Here is a 15,071-nt window from a genome sequence, read left to right as displayed (position 1 = left end):
ACGAACGTCCCTGCCGAGTACACCTAGGCGCGGACGTCCGACAGATCGACATCCGGCGCGCCGCCGAGGAGCCGCCGATCCCCCGTTCTACGTTGGGAGGCGTGAGCCAGACCGGATCCGTGTGGACCGACGGACTCGAGCCCGGCCGCCAGGCGGTCGCGCTGGGGATCGCTGCCGTGCTCACGATCGTGGCCATCGACGTGGTGCTCGTCGGCGAGCTCAGCTTCTTCTTCGACCTGTGCTTCATCGTGCTGTGCCTCGGGCTGGCCCTGGTCGTCCGGCCCCACGACTTCTTCACGATCGGTGTGCTGCCGCCGTTGATGATGCTGGCCGTCTTCGCCCTGCTGGGCGCGGTCGCCCCCGAGACCGTCGCGGACCGGGGCGACGGCATCGTGCAGGCCGTCGTGTCCGGGCTCGCCCACCACAGCGGCGCGCTCGTGGCCGGCTACGTCGTCTGCCTGGGCACCCTCGCGCTGCGCCAGCGCAGCCAGAGCCGGGCCGACGCCTGACCCTGTGTCAGGCCTCGAAGCGCTCGACGTCGCCCGCCCCGCGGCGTACGACCTCAGGTTCTGCGCCCGACCAGTCGATCACCGAGGTGGGCTGGGCCGGCGTCTCGCCGGCCTCGATCACGATGTCGACGACGTGGTCGAGCTCTTCCTTGATCTCCCAGCCCATGGTGCGGGCCTCGTCCTCGCCGGGGAGGATCAGGGTGCTGGTCAGGATCGGCTCGCCCAGCTCCTCGAGGATCGCGCAGACGAGCGCATGGTCGGGGATGCGGACACCGACCGTGCGCTTCTTGGGGTGCATGAGCCGCTTCGGCACCTCACCGGTGGCGGGCAGGATGAAGGTGTAGGGACCCGGCGTGGCCGCCTTGATCGCGCGGAACGCGGCGTTGTCGACGTGCACGAACTGCCCCAGCTGGGAGAAGTCCTTGCACATCAGCGTGAAGTGGTGGCGGTCGTCGAGGCCACGGATCGCCAGGATGCGGTCGCGGCCGTCGCGGTTGCCGAGCTGCGCGCCGAGCGCGTAGCCGGAGTCGGTCGGATAGGCGATCAGCGCGTCGTCACGCAGGGCCTCGACGACCTGCGTGATGAACCGCGGCTGCGGGTTCTCCGGGTGGATGTCGAGGTAGCGGGCCATCGTGGGCTCAGGCCTGCTGGGCGGCGCGCATGTCGCGACGCAGCTCGGGTGGCAGCGCGAAGATCAGCGACTCCTCGGCCGAGTGGACGGCCCGGGCCTCGGGATAGCCGCGGTCGGCGAGGAAGGACAGCACGCCGTCGACGAGGTCCTCGGGCACCGAGGCACCGGACGTGACGCTGACGTTAGCGACGCCGTCGAACCAGGCCTCGTCGATCTCGGTGTGGTCGTCGACGAGGTAGGACGCCTTGGCACCGGCCTCGAGGGCCACCTCGACGAGCCGCACGGAGTTGGAGGAGTTACGCGAGCCGACCACGATCACGAGGTCGGCGTTGGGCGAGATCTCCTTCACCGCGAGCTGACGGTTCTGGGTGGCGTAGCAGATGTCGTCGCTGGGCGGGTCGAGCAGCAGCGGGAACTTCTCGCGGATCGCGGCGACGGTCTCGAGCGTCTCGTCGACCGACAGCGTCGTCTGCGACAGCCAGGCGACCTTGGCGGGATCGCGCACCACGATGTTGGCCACGTCGTCGGGGCTCTGCACGAGCTGGATGTGGTCGGGCGCCTCACCCGCGGTGCCCTCGACCTCCTCGTGACCCTCGTGGCCGATGAGCAGGATGTCGTAGTCGTCGCCCGCGAAGCGCTTGGCCTCGTGGTGCACCTTCGTCACCAGCGGGCAGGTGGCGTCGATGGTCTTCAGGCCCCGCACCTCGGCCTCAGCGTGCACCGCCGGCGAGACGCCGTGGGCGGAGAACACGACGGTCTGGCCCTCGGGCACCTCGTCGAGCTCCTCGACGAAGATCGCGCCGCGCGACTCGAGGTTGGCCACGACGTGCTTGTTGTGGACGATCTGCTTGCGCACGTAGACCGGGGAGCCGTAGAGGTCGAGGGCCTTCTCGACGGTGATGACGGCCCGGTCCACACCGGCGCAGTATCCGCGCGGTGCCGCGAGCAGCACTTCACGCGCCGAGTCCGGGTCGAGGACGGGCGGCAGGCCGAGGTCGGTCGTCATGCCCCGAGTCTAGGTGGGTGTCGCAGACTGGCGAACTCGCGACGCCCACCACGGCGTACGGCGCGGTGTCGGTGCGCTCCCCTAGAGTCACCGCCGTGCCCACCCTCCGCGATGCGACCCAGGAAGCGCCCGCGCCGGTGCGCGCCGTGGCCAACGCGGTCAGCCAGTGGATCGACCAGCTCGGCGGCGTCTGGGTGGAGGGCCAGCTGGCCCAGATCAGCCGGCGACCGGGCCTCAACACCGTCTTCATGACCCTGCGGGACACGGTCGCCGACATCTCGGTCCCGCTCACCTGCCAGCGCACCCTCTTCGACTCGCTCAACCCGCCGCTGGTGGAGGGCGCGAGCGTCGTCGTGCACGCCCGTCCTTCGTTCTACGCCAACCGCGGCAGCTTCTCCCTCTATGCCCGACAGATCAGCATGGTCGGCCTCGGCGAGCTGCTCGCGCGCATCGAGCGACGTCGCCAGCTGTTGGCCGCGGAGGGCCTGTTCGCGCCCGAGCTCAAGCGCCAGCTGCCGTTCCTGCCGCGCCGGGTCGGCCTGATCACCGCTCCCAACAGCGCGGCCGAGCGCGACGTCCTGGACAACGCGCGTCGCCGCTGGCCGGGCGTGGAGTTCGAGGTCGCCCATGCCTCGATGCAGGGCACGCGATCGGCGGCCGAGGTGATGGCGGCGTTGGAGCGCCTGGATCGCAACGCCGCCGTCGACGTGATCGTGATCGCCCGCGGCGGTGGCTCCGTGGAGGACCTGTTGCCGTTCTCCGACGAGGCGCTGATCCGCGCCGTCCACCAGGCCCGCACGCCGGTCGTCTCCGCGATCGGCCATGAGCCCGACTCCCCGCTCCTCGACCTCGTCGCCGACGTCAGGGCCTCGACCCCGACCGACGCCGCCAAGCTGATCGTCCCGGACATGGCCGACGAGGTGCGTGGGGTCACCTGGGCCCGGGACCGCGTGCGCCAGCTGGTCGACCAGCTCGTGCAGCGCGAGCAGGTCCGCCTCGACGACCTGCGTGCGCGGCCGGTGATGCGCGACCCGCGCACGATCCTCGACGTCCGTTCCGACGAGGTGACCGAGCTGCGCGAGCGCGCGCGCCGCCACCTCTCCCATCGCCTCGACCGGGCCGCCGACGACATCGGCCACCACCGCGCCCGGGCACAGTCGCTCTCGCCGCTGGCGGTGCTGCAGCGCGGCTATGCCGTCGTGCAGGACGCCGAGGGGCACGTCGTGACCAGCGTCGAGTCGATCGAGGCGACGCAGCAGCTCAGCATCCGGGTTGCGGACGGCCGGATCGCCGCCACCACGACCAGCACCGAAGCCATCACCACGACTGAAGGAGACGCCGATGAGTGACGAGAACCCGTCCTACGAGGTGGCCCGCGAGGAGCTCATCGAGGTCGTCCGCACGCTCGAGGCCGGCGGCACCAGCCTCGAGGAGTCGCTCGCCCTGTGGGAGCGCGGCGAGAAGCTTGCCAAGATCTGCCAGACCTGGCTCGACGGTGCGCGAGAGCGCCTCGACGCCGCCGTGGCCGAGGACGACTGACCGCTCACGTCACCAGGAGGCTCCGCCGTGCACGTCTTCGTCAGACCGACACAGAAGTTCCTCGCCTGCCAGGTCTGCAGTGGCCTGACGTTCGCGCGTCGCGAGATCAAGATGACCACCACCGGCATGACGTTCATCGACCTCGACTGGCTCAACCGGTCCGCCGACGGCGTGATCTGTGTGCGGTGCGGATTCGTGCACACCTTCATGGGCGACGCGCACCAGTGGGTGGATCCCGCGGCGGTGGACCCGAAGGACCTGCCGCCCGACCCGCTGGGGCCGGGATCCGCAGACGAGCGCAGGACGTCGGACTGACAACTAGAGTCACCGCATGCCCGATTTCACGTGGCGCCCGGCCAACGAAGCAGCGGCTGAGGACGTCGAGGCGGTTTTCGCCACGGGTGGCGCTCACAAGTGCCGGTGCCAGGCCCTGAAGGTGCCGGGCTGGATCTGGCGCGACACCACCCAGGAGCAGCGGGACGTCGCGCTGCTGGAGCAGACCGCCTGCGGCGCCGCCGGACCGACGTCCGGGCTGATCGGCTACGTCGACGGCGTGGCCGCCGGCTGGGTCGCGGTCGAGCCGCGGGAGAACTACCCCAGGCTGTGGAGCCGGAAGCAGCCGTGGATGCGGATGGACCCCGAGCTCGAGGGCGTCTGGTCCGTCACCTGCTTCGTCGTGCGCAAGGGCCAGCGTCAGTCGGGACTGACCTACGAGCTCGCCTACGCCACGGTCGAGTACGGCGAGCAGGTCGGCGCTCGCGTCCTGGAGGGATATCCGATCGAGCCGCCGCCGGGCAAGTCCGTGATCTGGGACGAGGCCTCGGTCGGACTGGTGCAGGTCTTCCTCGAGGCAGGCTACGAGGTGGTGGCCTCCCCCACCCTCCGGCGGCGTGTGGTCCGGCGACAGGTCGGTGCCAGTTCCTAGGTGGTCCGGCTGAGCGCCTCAGCGCTCCAGCAGGGTGATGAGCTCCTGCAGGTCGGCGGCGGGCGCGGAGCCGTAGACGAGCACGGTCTGGTCGTCGTACTCGATGGAATAGCCGGTGTCGCCGCCCTCGTCGGTCCAGGTCTGCCACGTCGACCCGACGGCGCTGTCGAGGGTGAGCGGCTCGCCCTCCACGGCGTCCTCGTCGATCGTGGACTCGACGAGGTCCTTGACCGACTCGTCCTCCTGGCGCAGCCCGACGAACAGGTCGTCATCGGTGAGCAGCCCCATCCCCCACAGCGGCGGGTCCGTCTGGGACAGGTCGATCGCCGTGGCGATCCAGCCGGCGGGCAGCTCGGACGGCGCGACGACGTCGAAGCCGGCGCCGCGCGCAGCCTCGGCAGCCGCGACGTAGTCGACCGGCTCGCGCTCCACCTCGACCTGGTCGCGGGTCAGCGACCGCAGGAGCACGAACGCCCCGATGGCCAGCAGCGTCACGATCATCGCCCCGATCAGGCCGTTGGACGATCGCTGGTAGCGGCCTGGCTTCTCACTCACGCCGGTCATTCTCACAGGTGCGCCCGGCCGCGCCTGCCTGCGGGCAGGCAGGCGGGCGGACAGGCGGCCGACGCATGTCGCGAGCAGCGGCCACAATGACCTCATGACAACGGAGGCGACGACCTACCGGCTGGCCGAGGCCGCCGACATCCTGGGCGTCAGCGACGACACCGTACGGCGCTGGGTGGACGCGGGCAGGCTGACGACGAGCGGCACCAGTCCCGCCGTGATCGCCGGCACCGAGCTCGCCGCGCTGGCCGAGTCGCTGCTCGACGAACCCGACCGCGACCGGACCCGGGCAAGCTCGGTCAGCGCCCGCAACCGGCTGCCGGGCATCATCACCCGGGTCAGGAAGGACACCGTGATGGCCCAGGTCGAGATGGTCTGCGGCAGCAGCCGCATGGTCTCGCTGATGAGCGCCGACGCGGCCGACGAGCTCGGCCTCGCGCCCGGAGTGCGCGCCATCGCCTCGGTGAAGTCGACCAACGTGGTGATCGAGACCCCCTGATCCCACAGTCGACCGCAGATGCGGTCGGAACGCCCGCGAGCAACCGCAGATGCGGCACACTGGCCGCATGAGGAGTCCTCGGACCGCGCTCACGGCGATCAGCCTGGCGCTGCTGGTCGCCACCGCCGGCTGCGGATCCGACGACAAGCAGACGCTCACGGTCCTGGCCGCGGCTTCGCTGACCGACGTCTTCGAGGACCTGGCCGCGGAGTTCGAGGCGTCGCACGACGGCACCACGATCGAGTTCTCCTTCGGGTCGAGCACGGCGCTGGCCGAGCAGGTCGCCGACGGTGCCCCCGGCGACGTGCTCGCCACGGCCGACGCCGCCTCGATGCAGCTGGTCGAGGACGCAGGCGTGACCGAGGAGGTCACGGTCTTCGCGACCAACGTCCTCACCATCGTCACGCCGGCCGGCAACCCGGCCGGGATCGAAACGCTCGACGACCTCGACGACACGACCTGGGTGCGCTGCACCGACGAGGCGCCCTGCGGACGGATCGCCACGGCGGTGCTCGACTCCAACGACATCACCGCCGAGCCGGCCAGCCTCGAGGAGGACGTCCGCGCCACCCTCGACAAGGTCGTCGCCGGGGAGGCCGACGCCGGACTCGTCTATGCCACCGACGCCGTGGCGGCCGGGGACGCCGTGACTGCCGTTCCCATTCCGGGCGCCGAGTCGGTGCCGACGTCCTACGTCACGGCCGCGCTGGCGCAGTCCGCCGACGCCGAGCTCGCGCAGGACTGGATCGACTTCCTGGTCTCGCCGGAGGGCCGGGCAGTTCTCGAGCGAGCCGGGTTCGGCGCACCATGAGTCCGCGCACCCAGAGCCAGCGATCGCACCGGACCGATCCGCTGGGCCGGCCGCCACTGCTGCTGCTGGTGCCGGCGGTGCTGGCCGTCGCGCTGCTCGTGGTCCCGCTCCTCGCGATGCTCGCGGCGATCGACTGGCGGACCCTGCCCACCTCGCTCAGCTCGGCTCCGCTGCGCACCGCCCTGTGGCTCAGCCTGTCGACGTCGACGGCCGCGATGCTCGTCTGCCTCGTGCTGGGCCTGCCGGTCGCGTGGCTGCTGGCCCGCGTCGACTTCCGCGGCCGGAGCCTCGTGCGCGTGCTGGTGACCGTGCCGATGGTGCTGCCGCCCGTCGTCGCCGGCGTCGCCCTGCGCACGGCCTTCGGGCGCACGGGCCTGGTCGGCGAGCCGCTGCTCGCGGCCACCGGCTTCGCGTTCCCGTTCACGGCCTGGGGCGTGGTGCTGGCGCACACGTTCGTCTCGATGCCGTTCGTGGTGCTCGCGATCGAGGGCGCGCTGCGCTCGGCCGACCCCGACTACGACGCGGCCGCCGCCACCCTGGGCGCGACCCGGTGGACGACGTTCCGACGCGTCACGATCCCGCTGGCCCTGCCCGGCATCGTCGCGGGAATGGTGCTCGGCTGGGCCCGCTCGCTCGGAGAGTTCGGCGCGACCATCACCTTCAACGGCAACTATCCCGGCACGACCCAGACCATGCCGACCCTCATCTACGTCACCCGACAGAGCGACCAGGACGCAGCGCTCGCGCTGAGCCTCGTGATGCTCGTCGTCTCCGTCGCGGTGCTGCTGCTCCTGCGCGACCGCTGGCTGGGGACGCCGTGACCTCGCCGTACAGCCCTGGCCTGCAGGTCGACCTGACCGTGCCGGGCCGCGCGCGCGTGGAGCTGGACGCCGAGCCGGGGGCGGTGATCGCCGTGATCGGTCCCAACGGTGCCGGCAAGTCCTCCTTCGTCCGTGCCCTCGCCGGCTTGGTGGCGGCCGACGGGACGGCCCTGCTCGACGGCACCGACCTGCTGACGCTCTCCGCACGTGACCGGGAGGTGGGGCTGGTCTTCCAGGGCCAGCTCCTCTTCCCCCACCTGAGCGCGCTGGACAACGTCGCCTTCGGCCCGCGCTCGCGCGGGCGGTCGCGACGAGACGCGGACCGCACGGCGCAGGACCTCCTCGACACCTTCGGCATCGGGCACCTGGCTGGCCGCCGCCCGCGTGAGCTGTCGGGCGGGCAGGCGCAGCGCGTCGCGATCGCCCGCGCCCTCGCCACCGAACCGAGGCTCCTGCTGCTCGACGAGCCGTTCACCGGGCTCGACGTCACCGCGGCGATGGCGCTGCGGATCGAGCTCGCCCAGCACCTCGCGTCCTTCGACGGCGTCACCGTCCTGGTCACCCACGAGGCCATCGACGCGCTGACCCTCGCCGACCAGGTGCTGGTCCTGGACCGGGGGCGGGTCGCGCAGCATGGCACGCCCCAGCACGTCGCCGCCCGGCCCGCGACCGACCACGTCGCCAGGCTGGTGGGGGTCAACCTGGTGCGCGAGACCGACGCCACCGGGGTCGAGGCGCTCACGACGTTCTCCCCACGCGACGTGACGGTCAGCCTGCGCCGACCGGAGGGCTCGGCGCGCCTGCAGTGGCAGGGCGCGGTCGCCAGCGCGCAGCAGCACGGCGACGCCGTACGCCTGCTCGTCGACTGCGAGCCGCCGCTGCTGGCGGACGTCACTCCGCAGGCTGCGGCCGAGCTCGGACTCGCCCCCGGCCGCGACGTCTGGCTCTCGGTGAAGGCGACCGCCGTGAGACGGTACGGATCCGCGGACGAGGACCAGCGCGGCGACCGATAACATGCGGCCCATGAGCCCGACCACGCAGCAGCCCGACCGTAACCTCGCTCTCGAGCTCGTTCGCGTGACCGAGGCGGCCGCCATGGCCGCCGGTCGCTGGGTCGGGCGCGGCGACAAGAACGACGCCGACGGCGTCGCCGTCAACGCGATGCGCGTGATGATCTCCAGCATCGGCATGAACGGCACCGTCGTCATCGGCGAGGGCGAGAAGGACAACGCGCCGATGCTCTACAACGGCGAGCAGGTCGGCGACGGCACCGGTCCGCTGTGCGACGTCGCGGTCGACCCGATCGACGGCACGACGCTGACCGCGAAGGGCATGAACAACGCGATCTCCGTGCTGGCCGTCGCCCCCCGCGGCACGATGTACGACCCCTCCGCGGTCTTCTACATGGAGAAGCTCGTCACCGGCCCCGAGGCCGCCGACGTCGTGGACATCCGACTGCCCGTCGCCGAGAACATCCACCTCGTCGCGAAGGCCAAGAACAGCTCCGCCTCCGACGTGACCGTCGTGCTGCTCGACCGGCCGCGCCACGCGCAGCTGGTCGAGGAGATCCGCGCGACCGGCGCCCGGATCAAGTTCATCGCGGACGGCGACGTCGCCGGCGCGATCATGGCTGCTCGCCCCGACACCGGCGTCGACCTGCTCCTGGGCGTCGGCGGCACGCCGGAGGGCATCATCACGGCCTGCGCCATGAAGTGCACCGGCGGCGTCATCCAGGGCCGCCTGTGGCCGCAGGACGACGAGGAGCGCCAGCGCGCCCTCGACGCCGGCCACAACCTCGACCAGGACTTCGTGCTCGGCACCGACGACCTCGTCACCGGCGACGACTGCTTCTTCGTCGCCACCGGCATCACCGACGGCGAGCTGATGCGCGGTGTCCGCTACCGCGCCAACGGTGCGACCACCGACTCGCTGGTCATGCGCTCGCGCAGTGGCACGATCCGCCGGATCACCAGCGAGCACCAGCTCTCGAAGCTACGCGATTTCTCCGCGATCGACTTCGACCGCTGACACGGAGGGCCGCAGGGCCCCCGTGACCGCAGCGATCACGCGCGGGTCCAGCGCCATGCCCACGTGCGAGGCGCGCACCTCGAGCGGGATCGCGCGGGGGTCGATGCAGGCGCGCCAGTCGACGATGCCGTCGCGCCGGGAGTAGATCGCGGTGAAGTCGACCGAGTCGGCCAGCGGCGCCAGCCCCTGGTCGAAGCTCTGCCGCGCGCAGGCGCCGGCCACGCAGTCCTCGGACATCATCCCGGGTAAGCCGGCGCGGCTCAGGCGCACCAGCGTGGCGACGCTCGCCGACAGGCTGATGTGGTGAGCACCCGGCGCGAGCATCGGGCTGCCCATCGTCACCAGGCCGGAGACGAGGTCGGGGCGCCTGGCCGCCACCCCGCGCGCGAGCATGCCGCCGAGGCTGTGGCCGACGATGCGGACCTTGCTGCCGCGCCGCTGCGCGATCGACTCGAGGCGCATCTCCATCTGGGCGGAGACGTCGAGCGTGCAGCCGACGTTGGCGCGGATGTGGGACCGGTAGGTGCGCAGCCCCTGCTGCTGCAGCGCCCGGCGCATCAGCGCGAGGGTGCCGTCGCCAGCCATGAACCCCGGCACCAGCAGCACGGGCTCCTCGTCGCGCACGGGTGCGCGAGTGGCGTACGGCGTGTGGCGGCGCTCGCCGCGCTGGCTCATCGCCTCCCATGCGTAGCGACCGGCCTCACCGATCACGCGCCCCTCGTTGATGACCGCGTGGACGCGCGGACGCGCGAAGCCGTCCGGCAGCAGGAAGTCCGCGAGAGTGGTGGGAGTCACAAGAGGCGAACCTAGCCCCACGACGACCGATATACCGGTATTTGGCCGGTCAGGGCCGGATCTGACGCTCGACACGACGACGGTCGTGTTGACTGGACACATGACCAGTTCTTCCCCTTCTCCCTCCCAGCACCCGTCCGCCTTGGCGGTCTCGGAGGAGCTGTTCGCCCCGGTCAGCCCCGAGGTGGAGATCTGCTACCAGACCTTCGGCTCCGTCGACGGCGATCCGCTGCTCCTGGTGATGGGACTGGGCGGGCCGATGATCTGGTGGGACGACGACTTCTGCACGCGCCTGGCCGCAGCCGGCTTCCACGTCATCCGCTACGACAACCGCGACACCGGACGCTCCTCCCGGATGCCCCAGCGCGTCACGCGCGCCCAGCTCATCAGGGCCTTCTCGACCGGGCGGGGCAAGGCGCCGTACTCCATCAGCGAGCTGGCCTCCGACGGCCTCGCCCTGCTCGACCACCTCGGCCTCCCGGCCGCTCACGTCGCCGGCATCTCGATGGGCGGCATGATCGCGCAGACGATGGCCATCGAGGCTCCGGCGCGCGTGCTCTCGCTGACCAGCATCATGTCCACGACCGGGCGCCGGACCGTGGGCTGGCAGAGCCCCGACCTGCTGCCGACCCTGATCGCTCCCCGGCGCGGCGGCAAGGAGGCCTATGTCGCCACCAACGCGCTGGTGTGGGGCCTCATCGGGTCGCCCGACTTCCCCGTGGACGCCGACTTCCTGCGCACGCGGGCCGAGGACACCTTCGACCGCGGCGTGTCGGCCAGCGGTGTGCTCCGCCAGATGTGCGCCGTCCTCACCCAGCCCAACCGCACCCTGCGGCTGCGCACGCTGCACATGCCCACCCTGGTCATCCACGGAATGGCCGACAAGATGGTGCACGTCAGCGGTGGCCGGGCCACCGCGTCGGCCATCCCGGGTGCCGAGCTCATCCTCATCGACGGCATGGGCCACGACCTGCCGACCGATCTCTACGACACCTTCGTCGAGGGCATCCGGCGCACGGCCGATCGCGTGTCCGCACCCGACTGAGCGTCCCACCCCGGGTGTGCACGCACCGTCCGCCGGAGTTTGAACTTTCACTCGTCCCACCCTCACGCGTGTTGCCAAGGTGGGTCACAGGGGACTAGACCTGTGACCTGAGCCACACATGAATGGAGGGGCGGATGACAGCACGATCTTCGCGGCATCCACGCACGAGGCAGCTACGACGCTGGGCGGCTCCTGCGGGAGCCCTGACCCTCGCCTGCGGCATCCTGGCCGGTTGCTCCGGCGACGGATCCGGCACGCCCGAGCTCGTCTGGTACACCAACCCGGACGCCGGCGGCCAGGCCGCGGTGGCCGAGGCGTGCTCGACCGACGACTACACGATCACCACCCAGGTCCTCCCCCAGGACGCCGGCCAGCAGCGCATCCAGCTGGCCCGCCGGCTGGCCGCGGGCGACACCGGCATCGACCTCATGAGCCTCGACCCGCCGTACACCGCGGAGTTCGCCGACGCCGGCTATCTCGCCGACATCCCCGACGACCTGCAGCAGAAGTTCTCCGAGCAGGGCTTCGAGAGCGCCGTGCAGTCCGCGACCTGGGAGGACGAGCTGGTCGTCGCGCCGTTCTGGTCCAACGTGCAGGTCCTCTGGTACCGCAAGGCCTTCGTGGAGAAGGCCGGGCTCGACATGAGCCAGCCGGTCACCTGGGAGCAGATCATCACGGCCGCCTCCGAGAACGACGGCAAGATCGGCGTCCAGGCCAACAAGTACGAGGGCTACTCCGTGTGGGTCAACGCGCTGATCTCCGGTGCCGGCGGCCAGATCGCCACCGGCACCGACGCCGGCGCCGAAGCGGAGATCACCATCGACTCCGACGCCGGGCGCGCCGCGGCCGACGTCATCGAGACCCTGGCCGACTCCGAGGCCGCCCCCGACGACCTCTCGGTCTCCAACGAGGGCACGGCCGGAGCGACCTTCGGGTCCGACGCCGGGGCCTTCCTGGTCAACTGGACCTACATCTGGGGCAACTACGGCGACGACCAGCTGGGTGGCGACATCGGCTTCGCCCGCTATCCGCAGACCGTCGAGGGCGAGGAGTCGCGACCGCCGTACGGCGGGATCGGGATCGGCGTCAGTTCGTCGTCCGAGCACCAGGACCTGGCGGTGGGGGCACTCGAGTGCCTGACCAGCCCGGAGAACCAGGCGCTCAACGCCGAGCTGACCGGCAACATGCCCTCCTCCGAGGCGGGCTACGCGCAGCCGGCGGTCCAGGAGCTCTTCCCGGCCGAGCTGATCGCCCTGTTCCAGGAGAGCCTGGAGAGCGCGGCTCCGCGCACGCCGTCGCCCTACTGGAGCGACATCTCCGGTGCCATCCAGAGCATCTGGCACCCGCCGAGCAGCGTCGACGAGGACACGCCTGGCGAGTCGTCGGACTTCATCGGTGAAGTGCTGCAGGGAAGGAGCCTGTTGTGAGCACCGTAGTCGCCACACCCGGCGCGAAGGACACGAAGAAGAAGTCAGGCGCCGGCGCCATGACCGACCGGTCACGCTCCGAGGACCGCCTGGGCATGAAGCTGGTCGCCCCCGCAGTGGTGCTGATGCTGCTGGTGACGGCCTGGCCGATGCTGCAGGCGCTCTACCTCTCGATGTTCCGCTACCGGCTCACCGCACCCGACGACCGTGAGTTCATCTGGTTCTCCAACTACGCCACCGTGCTCAGCGACGGCCTGTTCTGGCAGGACATGTTCAACACGGTGCTGATCATGGTGGTCACGGTCGCCGTCGAGCTCGTCATCGGCTTCGCCTTCGCGATGGTGATGCACAAGGTGATCTTCGCCCGCGGCGTGATCAGGACCTCGATCCTGATCCCCTACGGCATCATCACCGTCGTCTCGGCCTTCGCCTGGCAGTTCGCATTCAGCCTCAACAACGGCTTCGTGAACTCGTGGCTGCCCTTCGTCGAGGACAACTTCAACTGGTTCGGCGGTCACTGGTCGGCCATGTTCGCGATCATGGTCTCCGAGATCTGGAAGACCACGCCGTTCATGGCGCTGCTGCTGCTCGCTGGCCTGTCCCAGGTGTCCGAGGACATGATCGAGGCCGCGCAGGTCGACGGTGCCACGTGGTGGCAGCGGCTGTGGAAGGTGATCCTGCCCAACATGCGGGCCGCGATCATGGTCGCGGTGCTCTTCCGGGCCCTCGACGCCTACCGCATCTTCGACAACATCTTCGTGATGACCCGAGGCGCCCAGGAGACCGAGTCCGTGTCCTTCCTGACCTACCGCCAGGTCATCGAGCAGGTGCAGCTGGGTCTCGGCTCGGCGCTGTCGGTGCTGCTGTTCCTCAGCGTGCTGCTGCTGGCCTATCTGATCGTCAAGCTGTTCAACGTCGATCTCGCCGCTGCGAGAGGGGAGGGCTGATGAAGAACAAGACATCCATCGGCACCTGGATCGGGTTCGTGCTGATCATGATCTGGTGCCTGTTGCCGGTCGTGTGGATCATCTCGCTGTCGTTCAAGCCGGTCGAGGAGACGGCCGCCGGCAGTCCGCAGTTCCTGCCCAAGGACGCGACCCTGCAGAACTACAAGGACATCCTGGCCAACGACGACTTCACCCGGGCGCTGCTCAACTCGTTCGGGATCGCGATGATCTCGACGGTGCTCGCGGTCATCTTCGCCACGCTCGCGGCCTACGCGATCGCGCGCTTGGAGTTCCGCGGGAAGCGCTTCGTGCTGTCGCTGGCCCTGGCGATCGCGATGTTCCCGGTCGTCTCGCTGGTGGGCCCGCTGTTCGACATGTGGCGCACCTTCGGCCTGTTCAACACCTGGCCGGGGCTGATCATCCCCTACATGTCCTTCACGCTGCCGCTGGCGATCTGGACGCTCTCGGCCTTCTTCCGCGAGATCCCGTGGGAGATGGAGCAGGCCGCGCAGGTGGACGGCGCGACCTCGTGGCAGGCCTTCCGCAAGGTGATCGTCCCGCTCGCCGCGCCGGGTGTCTTCACGGCCGCGATCTTGACGTTCTTCTTCGCCTGGAACGAGTTCGTGCTCGCGATCTCGCTCACCTCGACCACCGCCTCACGCACGGTACCGGCCCAGCTGTCCTACTTCGTCGGGCCAGACCCGTTCAATCCGCCCTACGGGCAGCTGGCGACGGCCTCGGTCGTGGTCACGGTGCCGATCATCATCATCGTCCTGCTTTTCCAGCGCAAGATCGTTGCCGGCCTGACCTCCGGCGCAGTGAAGGGTTGAGTTCATGGCTGCCATCGACATGAGAAACATCGTCAAGAAGTACGGCGACGGCTTCCCCGCGGTCAACGACGTGAGCATCGACGTGCAGGACGGGGAGTTCATGATCCTCGTCGGCCCGTCGGGCTGCGGGAAGTCCACCCTGCTGCGGATGGTCGTGGGGCTGGAGGACATCACCTCCGGCGACATGATGATCGGGGACCGCAAGGTCAACGACCTCGCTCCCCGCGACCGCAACCTCGCCATGGTCTTCCAGAACTACGCGCTCTACCCGCACCTGACCGTCTACGAGAACATCGCCTTCCCGTTGCGGCTGGCGGGTGCGCCCGAGAGCGAGATCGACCAGAAGGTGCGAGACGCGTCCAAGACGCTCGAGCTCGACGAGCACCTCGACCGCAAGCCCGGCAACCTCTCGGGCGGCCAGCGCCAGCGGGTGGCGATGGGCCGGGCGATCGTGCGCGACGCCGATGCGTTCCTCTTCGACGAGCCGCTGTCCAACCTGGACGCCAAGCTGCGTGGGCAGATGCGCACCGAGATCGCCCGGTTGCAGAAGCGCCTCGGCATCACCACGGTCTACGTCACCCACGACCAGACCGAGGCGATGACCCTCGGCGACCGGGTCGCGGTCCTCAAGCGCGGCGTCCTCCAACAGCTGGCCACGCCGCGCGAGCTCTACGAGAACCCCGGCAACCTGTTC

General features: G+C 70.2%; 19 protein-coding genes. 15 read left to right on the top strand and 4 right to left on the bottom strand.

What is annotated here, in order from left to right; translation table 11 throughout:
• The first annotated feature begins 101 nt into the window (after window positions 1-101).
• Complete coding sequence (locus tag CF8_RS03940; RefSeq protein WP_036490165.1) at window positions 102-509, top strand: DUF6542 domain-containing protein; 408 nt, start codon at window positions 102-104, stop codon at window positions 507-509.
• A gap of 7 nt (window positions 510-516) precedes the next feature.
• On the opposite strand, the gene CF8_RS03935 is transcribed toward CF8_RS03940, so the two are convergent.
• Together CF8_RS03935 and CF8_RS03930 are read right to left on the bottom strand one after the other, a co-directional pair.
• Entirely contained in the window at window positions 517-1,140 is a 624-nt protein-coding gene (locus CF8_RS03935; protein ID WP_010831841.1) for an L-threonylcarbamoyladenylate synthase, read from the bottom strand.
• A gap of 7 nt (window positions 1,141-1,147) precedes the next feature.
• Window positions 1,148-2,146, bottom strand: a complete 999-nt coding sequence (locus tag CF8_RS03930; RefSeq protein ID WP_010831840.1) for a 4-hydroxy-3-methylbut-2-enyl diphosphate reductase — start codon at window positions 2,144-2,146, stop codon at window positions 1,148-1,150.
• Between the two features lie 95 nt (window positions 2,147-2,241).
• Between CF8_RS03930 and xseA the strand changes: the two genes are divergently transcribed.
• From xseA to CF8_RS03910, 4 genes are read left to right on the top strand one after another with little or no spacing between them, the layout of a single operon-like run.
• A complete protein-coding gene (gene xseA / locus CF8_RS03925; RefSeq protein ID WP_036490163.1) occupies window positions 2,242-3,495 on the top strand; it encodes an exodeoxyribonuclease VII large subunit in 1,254 nt (417 codons plus the stop codon).
• A complete protein-coding gene (locus CF8_RS03920; RefSeq protein WP_036490161.1) occupies window positions 3,488-3,685 on the top strand; it encodes an exodeoxyribonuclease VII small subunit in 198 nt (65 codons plus the stop codon). Before xseA ends, CF8_RS03920 begins: the two co-directional genes overlap by 8 nt.
• Window positions 3,686-3,712: 27 nt before the next feature.
• The gene (locus CF8_RS03915; RefSeq protein ID WP_010831838.1) at window positions 3,713-4,000 is read left to right on the top strand and encodes a hypothetical protein; all 288 of its coding nucleotides are present in this window, start codon (window positions 3,713-3,715) and stop codon (window positions 3,998-4,000) included.
• A 16-nt stretch (window positions 4,001-4,016) separates the two neighbouring features.
• Window positions 4,017-4,610 (top strand): hypothetical protein, encoded by a 594-nt coding sequence (locus CF8_RS03910; protein WP_036490159.1) that lies wholly within the window; start codon window positions 4,017-4,019, stop codon window positions 4,608-4,610.
• A gap of 18 nt (window positions 4,611-4,628) precedes the next feature.
• On the opposite strand, the gene CF8_RS03905 is transcribed toward CF8_RS03910, so the two are convergent.
• Window positions 4,629-5,165 (bottom strand): DUF4245 domain-containing protein, encoded by a 537-nt coding sequence (locus CF8_RS03905; protein WP_036490156.1) that lies wholly within the window; start codon window positions 5,163-5,165, stop codon window positions 4,629-4,631.
• Window positions 5,166-5,268: 103 nt separating this feature from the next.
• Between CF8_RS03905 and CF8_RS03900 the strand changes: the two genes are divergently transcribed.
• From CF8_RS03900 to glpX, 5 genes are all read left to right on the top strand, one after another.
• On the top strand, window positions 5,269-5,673 hold the full coding sequence (locus CF8_RS03900) for a TOBE domain-containing protein (RefSeq protein WP_010831835.1): 405 nt from the start codon (window positions 5,269-5,271) through the stop codon (window positions 5,671-5,673).
• A 67-nt stretch (window positions 5,674-5,740) separates the two neighbouring features.
• Window positions 5,741-6,484 carry a molybdate ABC transporter substrate-binding protein gene (gene modA / locus CF8_RS03895; RefSeq protein WP_036490153.1) on the top strand — a complete coding sequence of 248 codons (744 nt, stop codon included), beginning with the start codon at window positions 5,741-5,743 and terminating at the stop codon, window positions 6,482-6,484.
• The gene (locus tag CF8_RS03890) at window positions 6,481-7,305 is read left to right on the top strand and encodes an ABC transporter permease (protein WP_010831833.1); all 825 of its coding nucleotides are present in this window, start codon (window positions 6,481-6,483) and stop codon (window positions 7,303-7,305) included. The genes modA and CF8_RS03890 overlap by 4 nt, the downstream gene beginning before the upstream one ends.
• Entirely contained in the window at window positions 7,302-8,318 is a 1,017-nt protein-coding gene (locus CF8_RS03885; protein WP_010831832.1) for a sulfate/molybdate ABC transporter ATP-binding protein, read from the top strand. The genes CF8_RS03890 and CF8_RS03885 overlap by 4 nt, the downstream gene beginning before the upstream one ends.
• A gap of 1 nt (window position 8,319) precedes the next feature.
• Window positions 8,320-9,333 (top strand): class II fructose-bisphosphatase, encoded by a 1,014-nt coding sequence (glpX, locus tag CF8_RS03880; protein WP_036490149.1) that lies wholly within the window; start codon window positions 8,320-8,322, stop codon window positions 9,331-9,333.
• Here glpX and CF8_RS03875 read toward each other — a convergent pair.
• Window positions 9,298-10,128 (bottom strand): esterase/lipase family protein, encoded by an 831-nt coding sequence (locus CF8_RS03875; RefSeq protein ID WP_010831830.1) that lies wholly within the window; start codon window positions 10,126-10,128, stop codon window positions 9,298-9,300. The two genes, glpX and CF8_RS03875, sit on opposite strands and share 36 nt — an antisense overlap.
• 100 nt (window positions 10,129-10,228) lie before the next feature.
• On the opposite strand from CF8_RS03875, the gene CF8_RS03870 reads away from it, so the two are divergent.
• The 5 genes from CF8_RS03870 to CF8_RS22310 form a co-directional block, all read left to right on the top strand.
• Window positions 10,229-11,173 carry an alpha/beta fold hydrolase gene (locus CF8_RS03870; RefSeq protein WP_232211568.1) on the top strand — a complete coding sequence of 315 codons (945 nt, stop codon included), beginning with the start codon at window positions 10,229-10,231 and terminating at the stop codon, window positions 11,171-11,173.
• A gap of 134 nt (window positions 11,174-11,307) precedes the next feature.
• Entirely contained in the window at window positions 11,308-12,600 is a 1,293-nt protein-coding gene (locus CF8_RS03865) for an extracellular solute-binding protein (RefSeq protein ID WP_036490146.1), read from the top strand.
• Window positions 12,597-13,547, top strand: a complete 951-nt coding sequence (locus tag CF8_RS03860; protein ID WP_010831827.1) for a carbohydrate ABC transporter permease — start codon at window positions 12,597-12,599, stop codon at window positions 13,545-13,547. Before CF8_RS03865 ends, CF8_RS03860 begins: the two co-directional genes overlap by 4 nt.
• Complete coding sequence (locus CF8_RS03855; protein WP_010831826.1) at window positions 13,547-14,377, top strand: carbohydrate ABC transporter permease; 831 nt, start codon at window positions 13,547-13,549, stop codon at window positions 14,375-14,377. Before CF8_RS03860 ends, CF8_RS03855 begins: the two co-directional genes overlap by 1 nt.
• Before the next feature lie 4 nt (window positions 14,378-14,381).
• The coding region (locus CF8_RS22310) for an ABC transporter ATP-binding protein (protein ID WP_036490134.1) at window positions 14,382-15,071 on the top strand (690 nt) is incomplete at its 3' end.

Origin of the sequence: Nocardioides sp. CF8 (genome assembly GCF_000389985.1) — a bacterium.
GTDB lineage: Bacteria > Actinomycetota > Actinomycetes > Propionibacteriales > Nocardioidaceae > Nocardioides > Nocardioides allogilvus.
This window is presented reverse-complemented; position numbering and strand designations above follow the sequence as displayed.

Coding starts and splice junctions, on each gene's coding strand:
- CF8_RS03870 (WP_232211568.1), top strand. CDS start 10,229: ATGACCAGTTCTTCCCCTTCTCCCTCCCAGCACCCGTCCGCCTTGGCG.
- CF8_RS03930 (WP_010831840.1), bottom strand. CDS start 2,146: ATGACGACCGACCTCGGCCTGCCGCCCGTCCTCGACCCGGACTCGGCG.
- CF8_RS03900 (WP_010831835.1), top strand. CDS start 5,269: ATGACAACGGAGGCGACGACCTACCGGCTGGCCGAGGCCGCCGACATC.
- CF8_RS03920 (WP_036490161.1), top strand. CDS start 3,488: ATGAGTGACGAGAACCCGTCCTACGAGGTGGCCCGCGAGGAGCTCATC.
- CF8_RS03890 (WP_010831833.1), top strand. CDS start 6,481: ATGAGTCCGCGCACCCAGAGCCAGCGATCGCACCGGACCGATCCGCTG.
- CF8_RS03935 (WP_010831841.1), bottom strand. CDS start 1,140: ATGGCCCGCTACCTCGACATCCACCCGGAGAACCCGCAGCCGCGGTTC.
- CF8_RS03910 (WP_036490159.1), top strand. CDS start 4,017: ATGCCCGATTTCACGTGGCGCCCGGCCAACGAAGCAGCGGCTGAGGAC.
- modA (WP_036490153.1), top strand. CDS start 5,741: ATGAGGAGTCCTCGGACCGCGCTCACGGCGATCAGCCTGGCGCTGCTG.
- CF8_RS03855 (WP_010831826.1), top strand. CDS start 13,547: ATGAAGAACAAGACATCCATCGGCACCTGGATCGGGTTCGTGCTGATC.
- glpX (WP_036490149.1), top strand. CDS start 8,320: ATGCGGCCCATGAGCCCGACCACGCAGCAGCCCGACCGTAACCTCGCT.
- CF8_RS03865 (WP_036490146.1), top strand. CDS start 11,308: ATGACAGCACGATCTTCGCGGCATCCACGCACGAGGCAGCTACGACGC.